Origin of the sequence: Rapidithrix thailandica (genome assembly GCF_039710355.1) — a bacterium.
GTDB lineage: Bacteria > Bacteroidota > Bacteroidia > Cytophagales > Flammeovirgaceae > Rapidithrix > Rapidithrix thailandica.
Genome location: NZ_JBDKWZ010000011.1, coordinates 42,234 through 65,952 on the forward strand (window position 1 = coordinate 42,234; position 23,719 = coordinate 65,952).

Consider the following 23,719-nt stretch of genomic DNA (forward strand, 5'->3'; position numbering starts at 1 on the left):
TGTGCCTGTTAAATTCACTCTACACCGGGTCCGGTTTAAGAATGATTGCATTTCAAAAGAGTACGTTTGAATAGCCCCACAACGCAAACCTTCACATAGGTTGAATGTAAAAAGGAGAGGTTATGTCATAACTTTTTTTGAGAATCAGGAGTAATGAGTCGAATCTTTCAGTACTACATATAGCCACCTGACTCATTGTTAACGAATGCACTTTCGACTTTGAGAAAAATACAAAGCCATTTTAAGATTGTATTAATTTAATAGGAAACTGGACTACGAACAAAAAAAAAGCCCGGAATTTCCGGGCTACGACCAAATTAAATTTTTTCTAAATTACTTTTTTGCTTCTTCGGCTTGTGTTTGAAGGGCCAATTTTGCTTTTTTCTTCTTTTCTTTATTCTCCGCTAACAAATTAATTCCAGCCTCTAAAAAGTGCATATAGAATGCCATGATTAAAATGGTCAGATGAATGTTAAACAAAGCAAAAGAGAGCAGAGACACCAAACCAAAATATATCAAATAAAAACTGACATCAGCGGCAAATTCCACCACAAAGTTGTATTTCTTAAATTTCTTTTCCAGATAACGGGTAACCGGATCTTTATAAGTAATGCACTTGTAGGAAATCAAGATATAAAAGAGTAGGATAGTCAATACCCACCAAGGGGATAAAATATTTTGCCCTTTTTCCAAAGAGAGGAAGGCATTTAACAGAATCAGAGGGCCGGGCATTTCTCCCTGTATGGTTTTGTGAATGTCTTTATTTTCAAAATCCCCGACAATCACAATCCTGTCATTGGTGTAATCGTGAATTTCTTCGGGAGACAAATAGAGAAGCTCTTGTAAGTATACGTGATTATACGCTTTCTTTTTAAATAGGTCAATACTGTTGATATAAAAGTCAAGGATATACGAATTAAAAATTGTTTCCCCTTTTAGCTGATCGTATAACAAGCCCTTTTTAAGTTTGGTATTATACAATTGTTCAAACATTAGCAAAGGGGTGGTTTTCAAAGAATCACCTTGTATCAGGTGATACTTCAACACAATGTCGTCCATATTGTCCTTGATTTGCCCTTCCATATCCGAAAGACCCAGAGGCGCTTTAAAAATAGGGTATTTGGGAGCATCTTTTTTGTCTTTATGGTAAGAGACTAAGCCTTTTTGGAGTTTTTTCAATTCATGAGCCAAAAGTGAGTCCTTCGAGGAAGGTAAATAAAACTGTATATCTATGATGACAAATTCATAATTGGGATTTTGGTTGAAGGTATGTACCAGTTTACCCAAGGATTCACGGTCAGTAATATCTATTTTGCCGATAGGAATTCCCAGTGAATCGGTTTTGTCAATGAGTTGCTTTTCCCAACTGATATCGATAAATAAAAACCGGTCACGAGGCGGTTTTTCCCCTTCTCTGAAAAATGATTTTTTGACTGCGGATGAGAGTTCAATTAAAATCAATTCATCGTCTAAGGAAAAGGGAAGCGCCAAATACACCAAAGTGACAATCATCAAAATGATCGCATGTACTACGGAGGCGGCTAAGCGGTAGATTGCTTTGGAATTTTTTCCAATAAGCTGGTTCACGGTTTGAAAGTATTAGGTAAATAAAGGCATTAACTCCATAGGTGGAAATCTATGTATTTTTCTCCTGCCCTAAGTAAAGTTAGAGCAGCTTTTTACCGTATATTCAGGTTCGGTTATTTGGCTTGGGGTAAGTTTTTTCAAAAAAAAGACAGCATAAAGTTAATGCTGTCCGGAGGAAAAACTATCAAATACCAAGGGTTAATTTTGTGTGATCACTTCATTTTTTTCGACCCAAAGATTAAAGAAGTAAGGGTCGGTTTTTCCGTAGATATCGGAAATAAAGCTGAACAACTCGTCTTTCAGTTCTTGCCCTTGCATTACGTTGTGTTCGGTGAGAAAATTACTCAATGATTTCAATTCTTTAATCAGGATATTTTCTTCTACAAATACAGGTTTGAAAGTTGCCAACTTGTTCGATACACTGGCTTTTTGATCAAAATAATAAAGATCTACTTTCTCTATTTCATTAGGGTCAATGGTTTTTCCTTTTGATTTGTATAATTTTTTCTTATTAAAAACCAGGGTTGCGTTTTGAATTTTTAAGGGTTTGTTGATTGCTCGGCCTTCGTGTTCATACCGGTATACAAACATCCGTTCCTGAGAAACCTCATAGGCATCCGGGTCAACGTCTATCCGGAACTCATCGCCCAGGATCGCAAAACGATCATTTCCAAAATACTTGTTAAAATCCGATACTTTGGTAATGTTAACAGCCCGTGAGCTCATTTGAAGGTTTTTTTTCATGGGAATAATGGCGTTTTTCACCAAAGCAATGAATTCTCCTTCAAAATTATCTTCATCAGGTTGTGCTTTTAGCACCATGCGGCCTTGTTCTTTGCTCATCACCACTGCAAAGGCATTGGGTTGTGAAAAGGTCAACTCATCGGTGCTTTGCAAGCGGTCACCCACCTTGATGGAGACAGAGGCTTTTTTTAGCTGGATTTTTCCACGGACGTGGATCACATAATATTGGGCGTAGATAGCACTGCTAATTGTCAGACATGCTAATAAGAGAAGCAAACGTTTCATTCTAATTCCTCATCTGTTTGTTAATATATTGGAGTTGTACGGATAAACCCGCTGAATGTTTATACTAAAGGAAGGAAATTATTCTCTTTTATCCTAAAAGAGAGAAAACAACACCGGAATGCGAACAAAGAAGGGGGGAGAAAAAACCGGGTGCTGCCCGGTTTGGTTCTTTTATCTGATTGGAGCAATCGAAAGCCCCGATAAGACAATGTTTATCCGGTTCAACCTGCCTTTTTCAAGTTTACTGGTTTTGATACCGTGATCATCATTGGTCAGATCTCCTTTTTGAGCCCGTACCCAATACACCTTGGTATCTAATTTTTTAAAAATGACTCTCCCTTTTTTATTGGTTTTGCTTTGAGCTTTGATTGCGTTTTTATCGTTTTTATAATCTTCTTCGGTTTTATATAACTTTACGGAAGCCCCTATTTGAATATTACCGGCATCGTCTACTACCGTCACTTGCAAATTGGTTGGCAATATCCCGTCTTTTTGGAAACTACCCAACAGAAACAATAATCCCGTTAACACAGCGACTAATTTTAATTGTTTGATCATAATGATAAGGATATTTAAGTTTAAATGAATGCTACAAATCTATAGCAATTTCCATGTAATTATAGTTAAGTTATCCAGGAAAATTCATAGGAAATGATGGAATCTTTTATGGATTGCTCATTATCTGAGAGGCTTTTTTTAGTTTTGACAAAATTTCAGATTTGGCTGAATGGAGTAAGTGCCTGATGAAGGGAATAGCTTATAATACAGACTTACTATTTAAAGTACCCGCTTTAATTGAAAAAAATGAAAAAGGAAATTTTAATTTTGAATGGCCCGAATTTAAACCTTTTGGGGAAGAGAGAGCCCGATATTTACGGAAGTACTACATTTGAAGAGTATTATGCTTCATTAGAGAAAAAATATCCCGAGGTAACGTTCCGGTATTTCCAGTCGAATTCGGAAGGAGCTTTAGTGGACAAAATCCACGAAGTGGGGTTTGAAATAGACGGTATTGTGATGAATGCGGGGGCATATACCCATACTTCCATCGCCATTGCCGATGCCATTTCGGCAGTAAAAAGCCCGGTGGTAGAGGTACATATATCAAATGTGGCCAAACGGGAAACTTTCCGGCACATTAGCTATATGGCTAAAAGCTGCGTGGGAAGCATCATTGGTTTGGGATTGAAGGGGTACGAACTGGCGGTAGAATACCTGATCGAGCTGTAGGTTTACCGGTTTAAAGGTTAATAATCTTGTTGGTGAATCAACCGGGTGATCTTCTCATAAAGTACGTTTTTATCAAAGGGTTTGGAAATATAATCATCCATTCCGGCTTGAATACAGCGATCGGCCTCTCCTTGTAAAGCGGAAGCGGTCATGGCGATGATGGGAATTTTCGATTTGGGTTTGTCAAGTTGTGTACGGATGGCTTTTGTCGCATCATAGCCATCCAGTTCGGGCATATGTACGTCCATCAATACCAAGTCGTAATGTTTGGCCTTGAGTTTATCAATGGCGATTTGACCGTTTTCCGCCACATCCACATGATAATTCCAATCGTCCAGTAACGTTTCGACCAGCAGTTGATTTACCTCATTGTCTTCGGCCAACAGAATGTTCTTTTTCCCATCCCATTCCGGTTTTTCTTCTTCGATGATGGGAATATTTGCCGGGTTGGTCAGTTCGATAGTTTTATTTTGGTCGATATCTTTTTTGAATTTGATTTCAAAAGAGAAAGTGCTGCCTTGCCCCACTTCACTTTTCAGGTATAAACGGCCTCCCTGCATTTCAACCAGTTGTTTGGAAATGGAAAGTCCCAATCCCGTTCCGCCAAACTTCCGGGTGGTTTCGCTGGTGGCTTGAGTAAAAATGCTAAAAATACTTTCTTGTTTTTCTTTAGGAATGCCAATCCCCGAATCTTTTACATAAAAGCGGATCCATACATTTTTTTCATCTTCCTTCAAGAGAGTAGCCCCTATGGTGATGCTGCCTTTGATGGTAAATTTCACCGCATTACTGAATAAATTAAGTAATATCTGGTTTAGCCGGACAGTATCACCGATAAAGGTCTCTGGCAATGAGGCATCTATGGATGTTTGGGTCTCTAGTTTTTTCTGAGTGATTTTAGGCTGGCAGCTGGCGATGACCGTATCGATCAAGGTTTTTAAAACTATTTTCCGGTCTTCAAATACCAGTTTGCCGGATTCGATTTTAGACAGGTCCAGAATGTCGTTGATAATAACTAATAAATGATCAGCGGAAGAGCGGATGATTCGTAAAAAATTTTGCTGTTTCTCATCCAGTTCTGTGTTCATTAGCAAATCAGCTACCCCGATGATTCCGTTCATAGGGGTCCGAATTTCATGACTCATATTTGCCAAAAACTGTTGTTTGGCTTTGGCCGAGCTTTCCGCTTGGTTTTTGGCTTTGATCAATTTGTCATTTTTTTCCGCAATCAAGTACAGCATATCGTTGTAGGCATCCACCAACTTACCAATCTCATCGGCTCCGGTATGCTGAATGCTTACCGTTTTCCGTTGGTTATTGGAAATTTCCTTGGTTTGTTTTTCCAATTCTACAATCGGCTTTGAGATTAATTTTTGCAAGTAAGAAGAAAAGGCAAGCGAAACAAAAAAGCTAATTCCAAAAATAGAGACGAATACCACACTGTATTTGACATAACGGTCGTAGAGTTGTTGCAGGTCCGACCGGATAAATACCGTGACCAGCACTTCTTGGTTTTCGTCTTTGATCGGTACGTAAATATCCAGGTAGTCTTGCCAGATATTGAGCACCACATCTTCTTCTTTGTAAAGGGGAGTGAACTGGCTTTCGGAAACATCCAGAGAATCGTTGACAATGAATTCGATAATATCTCCTCCTTCGGGAAGAACTTGGTTGATCAATTGCCGGTCAAAGAAGGCAAAGAGTTGATCTTGTCGGTCAAAAATGCATCCGTAAAGAATATTTTCATCCCTGTAAAGAAGCTCGTAGAGTTCGTTTTGAGCAGATTTGGGGGCATTCATCTCTACGGTGATGGTATTGTTTTTACCAATCAGACGGGCCAACTGCTCTTGTTCTTGAATAAGGCGTTGCCGGTAAGTAATAAAATCGTAGATGAAAAAAATTGAGAAAGCGAATAACAATGAGAAAGTACTGATCACCATTGTGATCGTGATCAGCTTTCTTTTAATCGTGAGGTCTTTTATTTTATTCCACATTGCTTGAAACAATCTCCTTAGCTAAATCCAGTAATTTGGCTCCTACTACTAAATCGGCGTTATTAGCCGATTCGAAATTAATGTTAAACTCATATCCTTTTCGGATATTGATAATTCCCCCGTATTTACAGAAATTATCAATATCATCTCCAATGGTGAGCACAAAAGCATACCGTTGCCGGTAGATGGCTTGTAATATTGTTGAAGTGTCTTCTTGTTTGGAGCGGCCCACAAAAATGATATGACAATTTTTTAGCTCGCGAATGTCTGCCCCCCGTTTTACTTCAAACCTGCGACCATTGATGCTCCGGTTTTTAAGCGCACGGTCTATGATAGAGCCAAAGGGGTCTTCTCCCAGTATGCCCAGGCGAATACTGTTGTCGCTGTCAAAAGCTCGGTCAGGCCATTTAATATATTTGGCAAAGCTGAAAATTAACCCCGCTTTAATCTCATATTCGGTGTACTGTGCATGGGCTTTTTCTGCATGCATACACTGCACCCCAAAGAGGAGCAATAAGCAAACGATGATATTTTTTGCGTTAGAAGTCAATATTTGGTTTAGTTAATTAGATTGTAATATTTTAGAAATGAAAGACTACTTCAAAGTACCCTACGGGTACATCTTTCAATTCCGTCAGAATAAGTTCTTTACCTATAATGCCTTGTTGCAAAAGCCACTGTTTAATGCTTTGTACCCGTTGTGAATTGAGTGGTTGGTTAGTCGCATTAACATGCAAAATCTCTACTTTCAATTTGGGTAGGACTTTTACAAAATCTGTAATCTTTGTTAAAGCTCGTATTGATTCATCATTCAATTGATTGGATTGTTTTTCAAATTGTACGGTTGTCCGGATAGGTTGAGGATCCAGCATGATATAAGGACTGGTATTGCCACTTAAAGGTTCTTCCAGCTTAGAGATGGGATACCTTTCAGGATCTTCAAAATATTTGTCCAACAAATCAAACATCCGGTTGTAATAGGTTTCAGGGTCTTTTTGTGTAGAAGAACTGGGCTTGAAAATATCTTTTTCCAAACCGGAAATTTTGGAAAGAACTGTACTGTCAGTGCGTTCAATGATGTATTGTATCAATTCTTCCAGGCCATCATATCGCTGGTGGGCACTGAGTTGATCACCGGATTTATCAAGTTGAATGATGGAAAAATTCGATTTGCCTACCTCTACCTTACCGATCATGGTTCCATGCAATTCCCTTTGTTGTATGTTGAATTCCTGGTTTAATTCATACATATAGGTATTTTCAGGAATATTGATTTGTAAGTTTCTTAGAAGACTATGGCCTAGTCTTATGTCCATGGAGTAACTTCTGCCAGGTTGAACCAACATAAAATAGCGCCCGCTCAGCGTATCAGGGTTGAATACATAGGATTGCTGTTCGTTAGATTGAGCATCGATCACTTCCAGTTCCAATGGTAAGGTGGTATGGTTTAACTTGGCTACCATATTTCCTTTTACCATTGCCATGGCTACAGGTTGCCGTTGGTAATGGATACTGATAAGGTCATATCCCCCTAAGCCGAGGTTGTCTTTGGTTACTCGGTTAGAAGCCAAAAATGAGACTGACTTGTCCGGTGATTGCACAAAGTAATCATCGTCAAAAGTGCTGTTGAGAGGGAAGCCTAAGTTTTCCGGCTCTGTCCATCCGGCTCCTGATTCTTTTGTTCTGAAAATATCAAACCCCCCAATCGACTTCGAAGAGTTTGAACTGAAATACAAGGTTTTGTTGTCAGTATGCATGGTAGGGTTGACTTCATCGTCCGGGCTGTTGACTACAGGACCCAGGTTAATAGGTTCAGACCAAGAGTCCCTGCCCGTTTGGTAGGATTTATAAAGGTCAAAGCCTCCATAACCTCCGGGCCGATTGCTGGCAAAAAAAATCACCTTGCCGTCAGAAGCAAAGCATCCTCCTTTTTCAATATGTTGAGAATTGATAGGAGCAGGCAGTTTATGAGGGGAACTGCTCCACTTATTGCGTTTCAGTTGGACAACATATAAATCCCCTGTTTCTTGGTCGGTACCTTTGTATATCAATAATTGTTTACCGTCCCGGGTTAAGTCCAAGGCTTGAATGACTTTGTCTTCGATCCCTGTTTTAAAAGGTCCGAACCATTCTTTGGGCTGATCGCCCTTTTGCATTTCATACAAGAGTTGTGCTTTATTCTTAAGGGAATCCGGAATGACCAGATAATCATCTCCCAATACCGAGTGAAAGCTGTCTTCTAGCCGGTCAGAAGTGAAAAACAAAGAGGAACCATCGTTGGAAAATACCGGGGCATAATCGTCAAAAGAAGAATTATAGGGAAAGGGGAGGAGTTTTAAGTCCAAAGCAGTGTTGGGCGTTTGGGATGCTTTTAATGCATTTTCACATGCTTTGATTTTCTTTTCCAAATCAGCGATTTTACCAGGCTTATTGTCCATCAACTCGTTATAAGTAATAAATTGCTGAATCGCCAATAAAAAATCATTTTCCTTCGCGTTGGGATTTTCTCTGTATTGGTTGGCCCTAAAATGATATGCGCAACCCAAGTAATAATGAAGTTCGGTAGGGAGCTTCTCTTCCGGGTATTTTTTTAGTAAGTTTTCAAAAATCTCGATTGCTTGTGTATAATATCTTTTTGAATAGAAGTAACACAAAGCGGATTTATAAGGGTAAATGGGTTCGTTGGGTAGGCGTTGGCTTAAAGTCTGGTAAGCTTCACTGGCGAGGTTAAAATCTTTTTGTTTCAAAAGAGAATCCGCACGCAGAATTTCACGTTGAAGCTTGGAATCAACTTGTTGACCAAACACCAAGGAAGTGCAGGTTAACAAAATGATGAGAATGCAACTGTATTTTTGTGAAATCTGAAGAAGCATGTATGTATAGTTGCCGGGACGATTAATTTGGTTTATTGTTAATTTCAAAATAAGTTAAAAAAAAGGGAAATTAAATGGATTCGGAAAAAAAACTTATTGCTATTAAAACTAAAAACGAGCCGGAATGTTCCGGCTCGTTTTTTATGTGTTTCAAATGATACAAATTCTAAAATAAATCCTATTCTTTTTTCTCGAAAAAAAGTTTTTAGGGAGCTAATAAGCCGGAAGCACTGGTTTTGATGATATACATATCCACTCCTTTTTTTGCAATGGATTTGGTATACCCGGCAATCACAAAACCACCGTCATTGGCTTCCACAAGGGCGAATCCTCTTTGCTCTTTTTCACTTCCCAGCGAACGTTCCCAAATTCTGTCACCTTTAGGATTAATTTTTACTAAATAAATATTATGGCCTTTTTTACTGGCATTTCCTCCCTCACCATCATCAATCCATTCTTCCGTGTATCCGGCAAATGCATAATTGCCATCCTTTGTGGGAATTACCTGAAAGGCTTCGTCCGTACTGACGCCACCAAACGCTTTGGCCCAAATCTGATCCCCTTTGGAGTTGGCTTTTACGACCCAAGCATCCAAGCTAGATACTGCAAAAGAGTAGGTATACCCGGCAATAATATAATTTCCATTTTCGGTCAGGAGAAGTGAATTTCCCATTTCATTATCGCCTCCTCCGAAGGTATTATCCCAACGCTTATTTCCCTTTTCGTCAATGTTTAACAACCAAATATCCCATTTCCCTTTTCCATAGGTTTCCGTATTGCCTACGATAGTATATCCATCGGTTGTTTTGACAACGTCATTTCCTTGTTCGTTGCTTCTTCCACCGTATTTTTTATCCCATTGCTTATTGCCACTTTCGTCAATTTTTAACACCAGAATATCACTGGCAGGTACCTCGGCACTTAAATCCAAGGTGGTGCCAACGATCAAGTAACCTCCGTTGTGGGCTTCTACAATTGATTTTGCTTCGTCAATACTGGTATCAGTGCCAAATGTTTTTTGCCATTCTTGTTTGCCTTGTGCGTTTACCTTTACCACCCACATATCTTTAATATCCGGACCACTGCCATAGGAGTCCGAGTAACCTACGGCGATAAAACCGCCATCTTTGGTTTCTAATATGTCAAAGGCTTCTTCTGATTCTCTGTCACCATATTTTTCGTCCCATATCAAACTGCCTTTGTCATCCAGTTTTAGTAAGTTCATATCTGTATTACCTGATGCGGAAGCAGATCGCCCTGCAACTAAGTACCCGCCGGATTTCGTTTTGATCACCGCTTTGGCTTCATCGAAACTACGCCCACCATATTGTTGTTCAAAAGTACTTCCCGGAGTGATTTTACATTGCTGCAAACGCATTTTTGCATGCGAATGCCCTTCTTTAAATGTTAACGCTTGTTGATATTTCTGTTGGGCTAATACAAGGTTTTGGCTTTCGTAAGCCGCATCGGCTTCTTTGATCAAGCGACTAAATTCATTGTCAATATAAGCAGTACATTCCTCCAACTTCTTGGTGGCATACTTATCACCCGGTTTATTGTCAAGAGCAAGTTTGTAGGCCTTTTTTGCCTTTACCATATCTCCTTGTTCGTAGTGTTTATCCCCTTCTTCTCTGTATTGTTTATATTTTTTCTTATCATCAACTTGGTCGAATTTGGCGGGATGGCTCGCAAAAGTGGTATTGTTTACCAGTAAGCAAAGTGAGAGTGTCAGTGTAATGAAATACTTCATTTCTAGTAAAATTTTAATTGAATCTTGAAAAAATTATAGGATATGTACTTTTGCTAATCCTTATTTGCATAGTAACGAATATTTCAATTCTAGATTGATTCCGGATTCTAATAATTTCCTGGAAAATGAATGAGAGACAAGCGAAATTTTCAATAAAAGGAGAGCTGTTGTATTTATTACCGGAAAGGTGCATCTATTGGCCCTGTCAAAAAGCCCTGCTTCTTTCGGATCTTCATTTGGGGAAAGCCGGACATTTTCGTAAAGCCGGGATTCCTGTTTCCGCTCAAATCCACCTTGAAGACCTGGCCCGTTTGTCTACTGTGCTTGTTGCGAATCCTGTGGAACGTGTATTGATTTTAGGCGATTTGTTCCATAGTGAAATGAACAGGGAGTTTGCGGCTTGGTGCAGTTGGCTTGATCAACACCAATATTTACAATGTACTTTGGTAGCGGGAAACCACGACCAACTTACGTTACAAGAGCTGTCTGAAGTAATGGAAGTGAAAGAAGTTGAATATGTCGGACCTTTTGCATTGGTACACAATCCGTTAGAAGTAAAATTAAAGGCTGGGTATTATCCGATTAGCGGGCATTTACATCCGGGTATTACCCTTAGTGGTAAGGGGAGACAATCCCTCTCTCTGCCGTGCTTTTATTTTGGTAAGAACGGGGGTGTTTTACCGGCTTTTGGCAACTTTACCGGCTTACACCGTCTTCGGCCTGCTAAAGGGGATCAGGTGTTTGCTATTACCAAAGAGAAGGTTTATTCTTTTTCCGGTTTGTTTGAGCGCTGAGTGTATATGTAATAGTGAATGTAAAAAGCCATCATTTGTGCATGATGGCTTTTGGGTAAAGAAGTACTATTCATTTATTTTTTGCATAATTTCCAATTTTCTCTTACGCTCTTCCATACCAATGTTAAAACATTTTCTGCAGCGAGCTTCATAGTGGTTTTTTTCTCCTAACAATACCTCTTCTTCCTGGTCTACCAACCGGAATGAGTAATTTCCTACATCGCCACATTTTGCACAAATCGCATGCAATTTGGTTACATATTCCGCTACACTCATCAATTCGGGGATTACCCCAAAGGGCTTGCCTTCAAAGTTCATGTCCAGCCCGGAAACAATCACTCTAAAACCATGGTTGGCAAGCTCTGTGCAAACTTCTACTAATTTGTTGTCAAAAAATTGAGCCTCATCAATGGCTACTACCTGGCAGTTTTCAGTATAAATTAAGATATCTTCGGCTTTTTCGATCGGAATAGACTCTACATAATTTTGATTATGGGAAATGATGTCTTTTTCATCGTACCGCTTATCTATGGCCGGCTTTAAGATTTTAACGGTTTGCTTGGCAATCGTTGCCCGGTTGACTCTGCGAATTAACTCTTCGGTTTTTCCGGAAAACATCGAACCACAAATGATTTCTATCCAACCGGTTTGTTTTTCCGAAAATCGATCATGCAGTTTAGGCTCAATAAACATAGGTTACTCGTTAGTAATTAAAATTAAATCTTTATTCCTTTTGTGTGAGTTTACAACAATAGTGTATGTTTTGATTTTGTTATGCGCAATGTCCGCCTCGGAATAACAATGCCATAACCCTTAGGAAAAAATACCATTTGCAGGTCAAGGAATCATCTCAATTGTGTTGACTGCGCCAAGTATATTTACTTAACCTCCCTCAAGAAGCGGGCAAAAATAGAAACAAAACAGTTTCTCATGGAGAAAAAAGAGAAAAGTATATGATTTTTTTCTAACCTATTGAAACCGTTCTGAAAAAATACCGGCAAACATACTGTATCAAAAGCATGTCCATTATTAAACATGCTTTTTTACATAAATGATTTGATCTCCTTTGTCAATATCCTTGATTTTTTCAGTGAAAGGGATCAATACATTTTTGGGTTTTTCTAAAAATACAGGGACAATTTTACCATTTTGCTCTTCGATAAAATCGTCCATTTGTTCTTTATTATCAAACTTTTGCGTTTGAACGAGTTGTGTTCTTTTGAATAATTGGGCGAGTCCCATATAATCGGTTGCCCCTTTAAAAAGTAAATTTTTAGGTTTGCTTAAATCCACCATTTGGATTTCCCTGGGAGACACCAGGCGGAATACCTTCTCTTTCCCAAATTCGTTGCCAAACAAGCGGCATGCAAGGATATTGATTTCCGTATTGGAGGTGGTTGCATACAAATGACCATAGGATGATAAATCCAAATCTTCAATGTTGGATTCGCTCAAAATACTCCCTTCATACACAGGAAGCCATGCAGACTTCGCCTCGTTGATATTGGCTTTGGAAGTGTCGGATAACAGCACGGGAATGCCTTTTGCTTTTAGTACTTTGGCCATAAAGCGGGCGGTTTCATTGGCTCCCAAGAACAACACGCCATTGGGTTCCTTTTGTGTTACCCCTAGTAAATTGGCAATCGGTTTAGCCGTAAGCCCTTGAATAACTACGGTTCCCAGAATAATCAAAAAGGTGAGAGGCATTAGTAAGTGAGCATCGAAGGCCATTACATTGGAATCAGAAGGGGCCAAAGAGCTTAGCTTTTCCGAGAAAATAGAAGCCACCCCTGCAGCTACAATACCCCGGGGACAGATATACGATAAGAAGATCTTTTCATTGAGTTTCAAATCGGCCTTGTGGGTACTCAAAAAGATAGTGACCGGGCGGAGCAGGTAAACAATCACAACAAACAACAGCAAGCTTTTCATGTTGAGCAGGAGTTGAATATCGGCAATATCTATCCTGGATGAAAGCATTACAAAAAGAAAGGAAATGAGTATCAGGGTAACATCCTCTTTGAAACTGAGGATTTTTTTCAAATCATCAATTTTCAGATTGGCGAGAATAATACCCAATAATGTTACGGCCAATAAGCCGGATTCTTCGTGAGCCATATCGGCAATGACAAATGCCAGCATGACAAACGCCAGCACGATGATGTTTTTGAGATAGCCGGGGATTAAGTCTTTTTTGAGTAAGTGAAATAATAGGTAAGCAAATATCCCCCCTACAACTACTCCGGAAATAATTGTGAGTAAAAAACCCTTTAACGCAAAAAAGGTGAATTGCTCATTAGGTCTTCCTGAAATAACAAATTCGTAAATCAAAATAGCCACCAAAGCACCTACGGGATCTATTAGAATACCTTCCCATTTTAAAATGGTATTGATGTTTTGGTTGGGGCGTACGTTTCGGAGAATCGGACCGATTACGGTAGGACCGGTTACAATGATCAAGGCACCAAACAAAAAGGAAGCTTGTACGCCCATGCCTATGATATAATAGGCCGCCATAGCCCCACCTATCAGGCAGATAATGGTGCCGAAAAGGATGAGATTTCGGACGGTTTTGCCCAGATTGCGTAACTCTGCCACTTTTAAGGTAAGCCCTCCTTCAAAAAGAATCAATCCTACGGAAATGGAAATAACATCAAAAATTTTTTCTCCATTAAAAATATTATCTCCGTCAATAAATTTAGAACCGTCAGGAGTAATAAAAGTGGAAAGTGGTCCTACCAACAGACCGATAAGTATTAAAGGTAAGATGGCAGGTACTTTCAGTCGCCAGGCCAGCCATTGGGCTAACAAACCTAATATAATTAAGCCAGCTATTTCTATCATAGATTATGGGTTAATGCTTCCTTTAAAAATATAAAAAACAATCCGAAAATAGTATTTTAAATTAAGGCCAATTGCTGATTGATTTCCAAAGCCATTGCCTCTTGTTTTAATTCAGACTTTATTTGTTTCACATAATCGACCACATCATCCATGTGCCGGTTCATATCTGCCTGGGTCGCGTACGAACTGACAATGTAGACTTTTTCATCTACCAAACCTGTGTGTTCACTGTTCCAGACGCCTTGTGCTTCTTTGGTGGTAGACCCACCGAACCGCTCCGCCAAAAAGTTAGAGGTAGTTTGTACAAAAGGCCGGGTGTCACTGGTTTCATTGATGTTGACGGTACTTGGAATATAAATGGCAATTTGGTTGGTGCGTTCCATCCGGTTGATGAGTTTGTTTACGACTTTGGCCAATTGAATAGGTACCGGTTGGAGTTGTGGAATATCCGGAAATTGTTTTAAATGAGGCAGCTGAAAATCTATCCTGTCTTGCCAATAGGAAATGGCCCCGTTTTCCTCTTGATACCTGTTAATGATTTTTAAAAGGTTGATGCTATTTGCTCTTGAGTGGTTCCTGATATGTTTTTCTACCTGCTCCACTTTCCTTATGATATTCGTCCGGCAAGGGATATAAAGAATGACTTGCTTTGCATAATTCAATAACTCGTCCAGTTCTACCTGTGCTTTTGCATTGACTCCAATAATTACATTGTCATAATCACCTAGCAAACTGTCAAGCATCAGTGTATTTCGTGCCGAATGTGGCATGAGCTCTTTTTCTTTGTAAGACACTAAAACCTCATGCCCAGCCGGGTGTGGATATATTGCCTGATCTTTCTGTACCGGTAAATCATTGATGATGCGTTCCGGGTGAGGATATTCTACATAAATAGTGGATTTCCGGGATTTTTCTCTGATATTGGAGGCAATCAAATTCCCCAGTGTAGTGCTACCTTCCGCATGGCTTAAGTCATAGATGAGCACTACTTTTCCGTCACGCTTTCCATAGCTCATTCGTCTGGAGGCCTCTACCAAATACCTGCCTAGCATTTTTGCCAATTCAATGGTTACTTTCGGATATTCATGGAGAATATCCAAAAAATCATGACGACTGATGACCAAAACATCGACATCGCTCAAGGCACAGACGGTGGCAGACCGGGGTTGGTTTTCCAGGATCCCGACTTCCCCAAAGGTCATTCCCGGCATCAGGTATGCCAGGATCTTTTCCTTTTTATCCATTTCGTTTTTAATTGTCACAATTCCGTTGACAATCAAATACAGGCTATCACTGGGTTTTCCTTGATAGACAATACTGTCTTCCGGAAAGTATTGACGCAACTTGGCCACCTTAGCAATTTTTTCTAATGCTTGCCTGGATAAGTCTTTGAATAGTGTAGATTTTTTTAGTGCTTCAATTGTGTCCATCTAAAAAAATTGGGGATTGTAATGCATGATAACAAGTTGATACAATAATAATGAATTTACAGAAATTACTTGTGGCTTGGTAAAAGAAGAACCGGAAGAGGGTTGTAAAAAAACAGAAAAATAACAACAGGGATTCATTGTCTAAAGCAAATGACAATGAATCCCTGTTTGAGAAAAATGATGATAAAACTAAAAAGGGAATGGGGTTCCCCCTTTTGTTTACTCCTCTTAAAAACTTCTTTTAGAGGAAGATCCGAAAGGAGTTATCGAGGTATATTCTTAATTGCTTTGATGCGTTTTTAATTCCCGGATGTCATCTTCCAGGCGCCAAAACGCTTCCTTTAAATCCTGTACGGAAGTGCCACTTTCATCCGGGAAATTTTTGCTGATGTAGGCGGCAAATTTCCAGATTTCAATTACTTCTCCGGCGGCAATTTCGTATGGGGGGTAATTTAAATTGGAAGATTTCAATAAGAAGCTGCCCCGGTCTTTTACTTTGCTAAACAGTTTTTTCAACACGATTCCTTCCGAGCGTGATACGATGACACAAACTTGCCCGTCTTTCAGGTCGTTCCAATCCATTACGTATTCACCGATCACAATGGAGTTCGGTTGTAAGGGTAACATGGAATCCCCACTGATTTCAAAAGCCCGGTAGGTTTTGCCCCGGCTCAGGAAAGGTAGTTTATATTTGGGCAGTTCTGCCAGATACGTTTCATCGGCATACCCGGTCGTATAGCCAGCTGCGGCCTTTTCTGGGATTAGCTCTACATTTTCGTTTTCATCTTCATTCAGCGTAATGGTCAGTACCCGAAAATGCTTGCCGGAAATGTAGTTTTTCATTTCCTCTTTTTTCTGAGCTTCTGCTTGACCTAACTTTACTAACTCAACATTGATCAACTGATCTACGGTGATATTAAAGTAATCCGCAAGTTTGTTGAGTAATTCCAGCTTGGGTTCTGCTCTCCCGTCTTCATAGGAACTAATAGCACTACGCGTCACTCCCATGGCTTCCGCAAGTTTTCCTTGACTTTGCTTGCCATTTTGCTCTCGCAGATAGCGTAAATTTTTACTTAAATACATAGTTATGCTTATTTAATGAGCAGAAAAGTAATTGGTTTAATTGGTTTTGCTATCAAAGTTAACAAATGATGTTTTAATAAACAAATATAAGCTTGTATATTTGACAGTGACAAGAAGATGAGCAAAAATACGAACAAAAAAATAAAGGAGGAGGGTAGGTGATGCTTTTGAGGTAAAAGAAAAAGCTCTCTAAGTGGGAGAATGCCTCTAAAGAGAGCCTTTTGAGGTGGGCTTCGGGTGTTTATTTGACCACCACACCTTCCGCAACAAAGGCCAGTTCCACTTTGTCTTCTTGAATGGCAGCAATCTCTTCTTTACTTTTTCCGGCATCCTCGGCATAGTGTTGTAAGGTCTCTCTTGAAATGACTTGTTTTTTGGCCATTCCTTTGACGGTAGCTTCCTTGCCGACTATATCCTGGTCTACAAAGAACCCATAGTCTTTGAAAGTGACCCGTACGATGTTGTTGTCACTGCTTTGAAGCTTCATCCAGCAACCTTTCACTTTGCACACTTCCAGTACTTTGCCTGAAACGGTGGCTTCTAAAGAATCTATTGTTTGTAATTTTTCTTCCATCTGATCCAGAGACATTGCATTGCTTATTTCAATGGTTTCTCCGTACGTTTTATGCTCAACTTGAGCAAGTTCCTGATCCGGTGTCTGCCCTGTGGCAGTGGTTTGGGTTTCCGGTTTCTTTTCACAAGCTGTAAAAGTCAGCCCTGCCAATACTACTAAAATGATTTTTTTCATGATGTAAAAGGTTAAGTGTAAGTTGAAATTGAAGTGGTTTAAACTTATGGTTTTTGACCGAAGATGGAGTCCAAACTGGCTCATCAAGGCACTTTTTGAAGAGAATAGCCAAAGCTATTGTTACAAAAAGTAACACGGAGGAGGCGTTTTTGAAACATTTTTTAGGAAAAAGAAAAAGTTTAATTCACTTCATTATGTACTTGTTTGTTTATCTACAGGAATAAGGTGTATTCTTTTCGTTACAGGGTATTTATTTAAAAAAAAATCTAACGAAATGAGTGCTAAGAGATAAAAACTGGTTAAAAGTTAGGAGGGGGTGTTTTGCCCCCCCCCTTTCTTTTTTTTAATTCTTCGGGCTTTGAGAGGTATTGCCCTGAAATTGTTTTTTAAAGAGCATGAACCGGAAATTTATCTAATCTAAACATGAGATACATATTCGGGTTCGGCTTCTTTTATGTCAACAGTGCCTTCTTCGTTGATCGCAACGAGTTCGATTCTTTTCAACTCATTGGTTAATACAGGGTCGTATTTCGCAGTGACCTTGATATAGTTTTCGGTGAATCCATGCATCATCCCATCCTGTTCGGCATGTTCAAAAAGTACGGTTTTCGCAGCTCCTAAGTGTTGTTCATAAAAGGCTCTGCGTTTTTTATGAGACAAAGTACGCAACATTTTAGAGCGTTCGTGGCGTACTTTTAAGGGCACCACTTCATCCATATCCACTGCCGGGGTATTGGCACGTTCTGAGTAAGTAAATACATGAAGATAAGAGACATCCAACTCATTCAGGAAGCGGTATGTATCCATAAACTCTTCCTCGCTTTCGCCCGGAAAGCCTACAATCACATCTACTCCGATACAACAGTCAGGCATGACCGATTTGATTTTTTCTACCCGCTCGGCATAAAGACTGCGTTCGTACCGTCTACGCATATTCTTTAGCAACTTATCCGAGCCGGATTGCAGGGGAATATGAAAATGTGGTACAAATCGTTGAGACCGGGCTACAAAATCAATAATCTCATTGGTCAACAAGTTAGGTTCGATGGAGGAGATTCTGATCCGGTCGATGCCCTCTACTTTATCCAGTTCTTTTACCAAATCGAAGAAGCGGTACTGTCTTTTGCCGTCAATGATTCCGTAATCCCCCAAGTTTACACCTGTCAGTACCACCTCTTTTACTTCTGTAGCAGCAATTTCCCGGGCATTCACAAGTACGTTTTCGATGGTATCACTGCGGCTTTTTCCCCGGGCTAAGGGGATTGTACAAAAGGTGCAGTTATAATTACAGCCATCTTGCACTTTGAGAAAGGTACGAGTGCGGTCGTTCATGGAATATCCACTATGGAATGTATTGGCTTCTTTAATATCAGAGGCATATACTTTTGGAGTGTTTGATTTGATAAAGCCATCCAGGATATCCAAGAGTTGAAACTTTTCGGCAGCACCGAGTACGGCATCTACGCCTTTAATTTCCGAAATTTCTTTGGGCTTTAATTGGGCATAACAACCAATAATGATGATATAAGAATCAGGAGAGATGGCTTTGGCCTCTCTTACGATTTTCTTGCATTTTTTATCGGCATTTTCGGTAACCGAGCAGGTATTAATGACAAAGATATCGGGTTGTTCAGTGAATTCTACCTTTTGGTATCCCCGTTTTTCAAACATCCGGGCAATGGTAGAAGTCTCCGAAAAATTCAATTTACAACCTAGCGTATAAAATGCTACTTTCCTCATCTGCGCTTTTTATGATTCTAATGAATAGGCAAAATTAGGGAAAGATTAGCAGATACGGAACAGTTGGCAGGGTTCAGTTCAAGGAGATCGCTTAAAGAAGGGACTTCATACTGTACTTAATCGGCAGGGAAACATGAAAAACCGTGCCTTTGTGTTCTTCACTTTCAAACCAGATACGGCCCTGATGAGCTTCTATGATCTTTTTGGAAATAAACATACCCAACCCGGTAGAATGTTCTCCCTTGGTACCCGGCCGGCCGGCTTTGGTGAATTTGTCAAAAAGTATCGGTTGTAAAGCTCCCGGAATACCCATACCCTCGTCTTTTACGGAAATGATCAATTGATCGTCTTTGCGTTGGGTTGTAAGTATAATGGATTTACCTTCGAAGGAATATTTAATTGCATTGGAAATAAGATTGTCCAAAACCCTGGAGATTTTTTTCTTATTGATTTTTAAAATAATCTGGTCTGGGGGCAGGCTGTACTTCAACGAAATATTTTTGGTGTTTTTTGCCCAGGAAACATAAATGGGCAATAACTCCCGGATAAAATCTTTAAACCGGACGGTTTCTATTTTCTCCTCGGAACTTTGTGGGTTTTCAATAATATTAAGCGCAGTCAAATCATTGATGATGTTATTGGCATTGGAGCCCGCTTGCTTGACCAAATTTAAGATTTTGACAATTTCCGGGGTGAGGGCATTTCCCAGTTCAAAACGTAATACTTCCATCAAGCCTTGAATTTGGCTTATGGGGTTACGCAGGTCATGGGCGACTACCCCCAGTATCTCGTCTTTAGATTTGTTCAGTTCTATTAATTGATGTGTATGCCTCTTTTCCAGGTTGATGTTGGTGATCATCTCGAGCCGGTACAAATACTTTCCTTCATCGCTGTAAACGGCTTTTGATAATATCCCGAAGTAGTTGTATTGTCCCTTTTTATTTTTTCGTTTTTCTTCGAATTGTTCACTTTCTATATGCAATTCATTTAGTTTTTCCACTCTGTCCAGATGCACGTTCCGGTAGCTAGGGTGGATAAACTGTTCATGCAATTTTACGCCCAGCAATTCTTCCAGGGAATAGCCGGATAGTGCTATGAATTTTTGATTGCAGTGGAGAATATGATTGCCCCTGTCCAACAGTAAAATTCCACACGGAGCCGTATCATATAAGTATTTGCAGTCGAGGTTTTTTCCTTCCTGCACCCTTTGCGTTTTTTGCAAGATACCCACCACTTGTCCACCGGTAAGGATAGGCTCAATGTTTAGTTTGTATTTTTTAGAAGAACAGTAAACTACTTCCGGTTGATTGACCGGCTTTCCTGTTAAAACTTCGTGGAAATAATCAATCCAGCGAGTGTGATTAGCCTCTCCTATATATTGAAAAATGCTATCTTGAATTTTTGGGGCGTTTCCATGTATTGATGGGAATTCTGTGGCAAAATTCCGGTTAAATGCTACTAAACGAAAGTCTTTATCCAGACACGCTATTTGTTCCGGTTGTGTGTCCAATAGCTTTTGCATTATCAGCGAAGAGTCCAGCCCCACAGAGGGTTTCCGCTTTGAATAGCGAATCTCAATGAAGTTAGCAACAATGGTTTGGGTCTCTAATTCCAACAAAACAGACCGGACGTTCACGGGGAGTAAGCTTTGATCTTTGCGAACTATACGCAATTGCCAGTCGAGGATCTGATCTTTTTCAAACTTTAGTTTCCGGAAAGTACTGATGCTACGAAGGGTATCTTTGGGGTAGAGGAGGGGGCTGAGGTTTTTTCCTTTTAATTCATGAAAAGTATACTGAGTTAATTGACAAAAAGCAGGATTTGCCTCTACGATATTTCCCTGTTTGTTTACAATCAGTAAGCTGGTGTTCAATGTAACGCACAGTTCCAATTCAGCCTTTTGCATGATACTAATGGAATTATTTGATTAGTTGACATTAACAAAATTAATTGATTTTCTCAGAGTAATGTTAGAAAAAAGACAAGAATTTATAATAGGATTTGAAGAAAAACCTTATGAAACGGCTGAGGAGGCAAGCTTAATAAATGTTAATTAAAAGGCTTGATTGTCTGAGAGTAAGGTGGTTTTCAGGCAGAAAGGCGAAGAGTTTCCTTCCAATCCGACTCCTAACTGTGGGGGAGTATAAAATTTAAAAACCACTACTTTAAAAAGTAATTCCCAACACTACTCAGTATTGGGAATTGTGATATTATAATAGCTATTTGTAGAATTTCCGGAAAATAAACTATCCGTCTGTTGTTATTTTTTGCTGCCTTTGTACATTTTGTATTGCTGAAATTTACAGACGAGGGCACCATTGTAAAGGGTTAATTTTTTGGAAGCTCGCAATCCAATACATTTCAACGCTTCTTTATTGCTACTTAGCACCCATGCATCATAGCCGGAGTATTTTTGTTTCAATGTATCCCCAATGGATTTGTATAAGTTCTCCAGCTCTTCCGGTTGTAGCCTTTCTCCGTAAGGAGGGTTCGTAATCAAGAGGCCGTTATCTTGAGGTGGAATTTTTTCTTTAACCGCTTGTGGTGAAATACGGATAAAGCCTTCAAGCTTTGCTGCTTGTACATTTTCGATAGCCGCCCGGCAGGCCTTTCTGGAAATATCCGATCCTTCGATTTTATAAGCAAACCGTTTCTTTTGTGCCTTTTGAGCTTCTTCCACTAAGGATGACCAAAGTTTTTTATCAAAGTCTTCCCAGTTCATAAAGGCAAAATGCTTTCTGAAAATCCCCGGGGCTATGTTAAGAGCATACATGGCGGCTTCAATTAATATGGTTCCGGAGCCACACATCGGGTCTATAAAGTGGCTATTCGTGTCCCAGTCGCTTAGAAGTACCATGCCTGCCGCCAATACTTCATTCAAAGGTGCGGAAGTACGGGTTTGGATATATCCCCTACGGTGAAGCGGGATACCTGAGCTGTCCAGGGACAGAATACAATCCTCTTTGTTGATATAAATATTGACCCTGAAATCCGGGTTTTCGGTATCGACATTCGGCCTTTGATCAAAGACTTCCCTGAATTGATCGGCAATGGCATCCTTCACTTTGAGGGCCACGTATTTGGAATGTTTGAAGTGGGTTGATTTGACTGTACTTTCCACGGCAAACGTTTGGTCGAGGCGGAACATTTCCGTCCAATTGACCAACTGGCAAGCTTTGTACAATTGTTCCTCGTTAGAAGCCCGGAAATGGTGGATGGGTTTTAATATCTTGATAGCGGTACGCGACCATAAATTGCATTTATACAACGTAGCCAAATCTCCTTTGAAAGACACGGAACGTACCCCCTTTTTGATCTCTGTCCCTCCAAGTTGTTGGATTTCCTTGGCAAGTATTTCTTCCAAGCCAAAAAAAGTTTTGGCAGTATAGTGTTCCGTTTTATGCATTTGAGTTTTGATAATGGTACGGTTTATAATGTTTTCAAATGATTGATCGATCTAAATATTCCTGGCCTTATCATTGCCGGGTATTGTATGCGCAAAATTACATAAATCCCCAAGCTATTTTTATAAAGTACACTTCTTTTCGTTAAGTAGGATTTTGCTAGCCTGTGTCATTCAGTTGATTACAAATTTTTTTTTCGGTTCAGGCAACCATTTATCGATAAAATTTATCTTTAATACAAGATAAGATTCTTAATCCTTAAGTATATTTGTCCGGCTAACATTTAAATCAATAGTTATGACTTTTAGCGAATATTCCCAATATGCCCATACCGAAATCCAACGATTATGTGTTGAGTACATGGGTATGGAAAAGCTACCTCAAGTAATCTTATGGGCAGTACCTTTTTTGTTATTGTTCACCTTAATCGAATTCCTGGTATCCCAGAAAAAACAACTGAAAATCTATGAAAAGAAAGATTTTTGGGCAAATGTTGGAGTCGGAATTGGTAACTTGGTTGTGAATGGTATAGTACAAGGTTTTCTGTTCGTTTCCGTGTTTTATGTGTACGATATTTCTCCTCTACCCATGGTGCCTTTCACTTGGTGGGGATTTGTTTTATGTTTCTTCTTTGTCGATTTTCTGAGATATTGGGTACACCGTTGGGGGCACGAACGCAGAGTGTTATGGGCAACCCACGTTACACATCATTCTTCGGCGAAGTATAATTTTGCCGTAACCTATCGTCTCTCTTGGACACAAAGTATCAAGTTTATTTTCTTTTTGCCAGTGGCCTTTTTCAAGTTCAATCCCATTATGTTTTTTATCTGTCACCAGATCGCGGTATTAGCACAGTTCTGGTACCATACGACATTGATCAAAAAACTACCGGCATTTATCGAATACATCTTTGTGACACCCTCTCATCATCGGGTACATCATGGAAAAAATGACATCTATATCGATAAAAACTATGGGACGGTATTTATTATTTGGGATCGTATTTTCGGAACCTTTCAAGAAGAAATAGAGGAACCGGTCTACGGGATTACCACTGAGTTAAACACCTACAACCCCGTAACGTTGAACTTCCATGTATGGCAAGATATCTTCCGGGATGTAATTCACGCAAAATCGATCAAAGAAGGCTTACATGCTATCTTCCGCAGAACGTAAGCAACGCCTATCCGGAATACAAAACACCCCCTCTGGA

The 23,719-nt window shown here is 39.7% G+C and carries 18 protein-coding genes; 3 read left to right on the forward strand and 15 right to left on the reverse strand.

Annotated elements, in window-relative coordinates; all coding sequences use genetic code 11:
- Positions 1-333: 333 nt before the first annotated feature.
- The 3 genes from AAG747_RS18410 to AAG747_RS18420 all read right to left on the reverse strand — a co-directional run bounded on the left by AAG747_RS18410 (position 334) and on the right by AAG747_RS18420 (position 3,174).
- The gene (locus AAG747_RS18410) at positions 334-1,587 is read right to left on the reverse strand and encodes a CHASE2 domain-containing protein (protein WP_346822682.1); all 1,254 of its coding nucleotides are present in this window, start codon (positions 1,585-1,587) and stop codon (positions 334-336) included.
- Between the two features lie 198 nt (positions 1,588-1,785).
- Positions 1,786-2,616 (reverse strand): hypothetical protein, encoded by an 831-nt coding sequence (locus AAG747_RS18415; protein WP_346822684.1) that lies wholly within the window; start codon positions 2,614-2,616, stop codon positions 1,786-1,788.
- Between the two features lie 171 nt (positions 2,617-2,787).
- A complete protein-coding gene (locus AAG747_RS18420; RefSeq protein WP_346822685.1) occupies positions 2,788-3,174 on the reverse strand; it encodes a carboxypeptidase regulatory-like domain-containing protein in 387 nt (128 codons plus the stop codon).
- 246 nt (positions 3,175-3,420) lie between these two features.
- Here AAG747_RS18420 and aroQ point away from each other — a divergent pair, with 246 nt between their 5' ends.
- Entirely contained in the window at positions 3,421-3,846 is a 426-nt protein-coding gene (aroQ, locus tag AAG747_RS18425; RefSeq protein ID WP_346822686.1) for a type II 3-dehydroquinate dehydratase, read from the forward strand.
- A 17-nt stretch (positions 3,847-3,863) separates the two neighbouring features.
- On the opposite strand, the gene AAG747_RS18430 is transcribed toward aroQ, so the two are convergent.
- From AAG747_RS18430 to AAG747_RS18445, 4 genes are all read right to left on the reverse strand, one after another.
- Positions 3,864-5,840 carry a hybrid sensor histidine kinase/response regulator gene (locus tag AAG747_RS18430; protein WP_346822687.1) on the reverse strand — a complete coding sequence of 659 codons (1,977 nt, stop codon included), beginning with the start codon at positions 5,838-5,840 and terminating at the stop codon, positions 3,864-3,866.
- A complete protein-coding gene (locus AAG747_RS18435; protein ID WP_346822688.1) occupies positions 5,830-6,390 on the reverse strand; it encodes a YfiR family protein in 561 nt (186 codons plus the stop codon). Before AAG747_RS18435 ends, AAG747_RS18430 begins: the two co-directional genes overlap by 11 nt.
- A 31-nt stretch (positions 6,391-6,421) precedes the next feature.
- The gene (locus tag AAG747_RS18440; protein ID WP_346822689.1) at positions 6,422-8,713 is read right to left on the reverse strand and encodes a hypothetical protein; all 2,292 of its coding nucleotides are present in this window, start codon (positions 8,711-8,713) and stop codon (positions 6,422-6,424) included.
- A gap of 205 nt (positions 8,714-8,918) precedes the next feature.
- The gene (locus AAG747_RS18445) at positions 8,919-10,463 is read right to left on the reverse strand and encodes a hypothetical protein (protein ID WP_346822690.1); all 1,545 of its coding nucleotides are present in this window, start codon (positions 10,461-10,463) and stop codon (positions 8,919-8,921) included.
- Positions 10,464-10,588: 125 nt separating this feature from the next.
- Between AAG747_RS18445 and pdeM the strand changes: the two genes are divergently transcribed.
- Positions 10,589-11,257, forward strand: coding sequence for a ligase-associated DNA damage response endonuclease PdeM (gene pdeM, locus AAG747_RS18450; protein ID WP_346822691.1), 669 nt, complete (start codon positions 10,589-10,591; stop codon positions 11,255-11,257).
- Between the two features lie 66 nt (positions 11,258-11,323).
- Here the strand turns inward: pdeM and AAG747_RS18455 are convergent, their stop codons facing one another.
- The 8 genes from AAG747_RS18455 to AAG747_RS18490 form a co-directional block, all read right to left on the reverse strand.
- Complete coding sequence (locus AAG747_RS18455; protein ID WP_346822692.1) at positions 11,324-11,950, reverse strand: thymidine kinase; 627 nt, start codon at positions 11,948-11,950, stop codon at positions 11,324-11,326.
- A gap of 336 nt (positions 11,951-12,286) precedes the next feature.
- The gene (locus AAG747_RS18460) at positions 12,287-14,101 is read right to left on the reverse strand and encodes a cation:proton antiporter (protein ID WP_346822693.1); all 1,815 of its coding nucleotides are present in this window, start codon (positions 14,099-14,101) and stop codon (positions 12,287-12,289) included.
- Between the two features lie 56 nt (positions 14,102-14,157).
- Positions 14,158-15,531, reverse strand: coding sequence for a cyclic nucleotide-binding domain-containing protein (locus tag AAG747_RS18465; protein WP_346822694.1), 1,374 nt, complete (start codon positions 15,529-15,531; stop codon positions 14,158-14,160).
- Between the two features lie 279 nt (positions 15,532-15,810).
- Positions 15,811-16,614: an XRE family transcriptional regulator gene (locus AAG747_RS18470; protein ID WP_346822695.1), complete on the reverse strand. Its 804-nt coding sequence runs from the start codon at positions 16,612-16,614 to the stop codon at positions 15,811-15,813.
- Between the two features lie 241 nt (positions 16,615-16,855).
- On the reverse strand, positions 16,856-17,362 hold the full coding sequence (locus tag AAG747_RS18475) for a DUF4920 domain-containing protein (RefSeq protein WP_346822696.1): 507 nt from the start codon (positions 17,360-17,362) through the stop codon (positions 16,856-16,858).
- A gap of 417 nt (positions 17,363-17,779) precedes the next feature.
- Positions 17,780-19,102 carry a tRNA (N(6)-L-threonylcarbamoyladenosine(37)-C(2))-methylthiotransferase MtaB gene (mtaB, locus tag AAG747_RS18480; protein ID WP_346822697.1) on the reverse strand — a complete coding sequence of 441 codons (1,323 nt, stop codon included), beginning with the start codon at positions 19,100-19,102 and terminating at the stop codon, positions 17,780-17,782.
- A gap of 91 nt (positions 19,103-19,193) precedes the next feature.
- Entirely contained in the window at positions 19,194-21,008 is a 1,815-nt protein-coding gene (locus tag AAG747_RS18485) for an ATP-binding protein (RefSeq protein WP_346822698.1), read from the reverse strand.
- A 354-nt stretch (positions 21,009-21,362) separates the two neighbouring features.
- Entirely contained in the window at positions 21,363-22,508 is a 1,146-nt protein-coding gene (locus AAG747_RS18490; protein WP_346822699.1) for a THUMP domain-containing class I SAM-dependent RNA methyltransferase, read from the reverse strand.
- Between the two features lie 295 nt (positions 22,509-22,803).
- Here AAG747_RS18490 and AAG747_RS18495 point away from each other — a divergent pair, with 295 nt between their 5' ends.
- Entirely contained in the window at positions 22,804-23,682 is an 879-nt protein-coding gene (locus AAG747_RS18495; RefSeq protein ID WP_346822700.1) for a sterol desaturase family protein, read from the forward strand.
- The last annotated feature ends 37 nt before the right edge of the window (positions 23,683-23,719 follow it).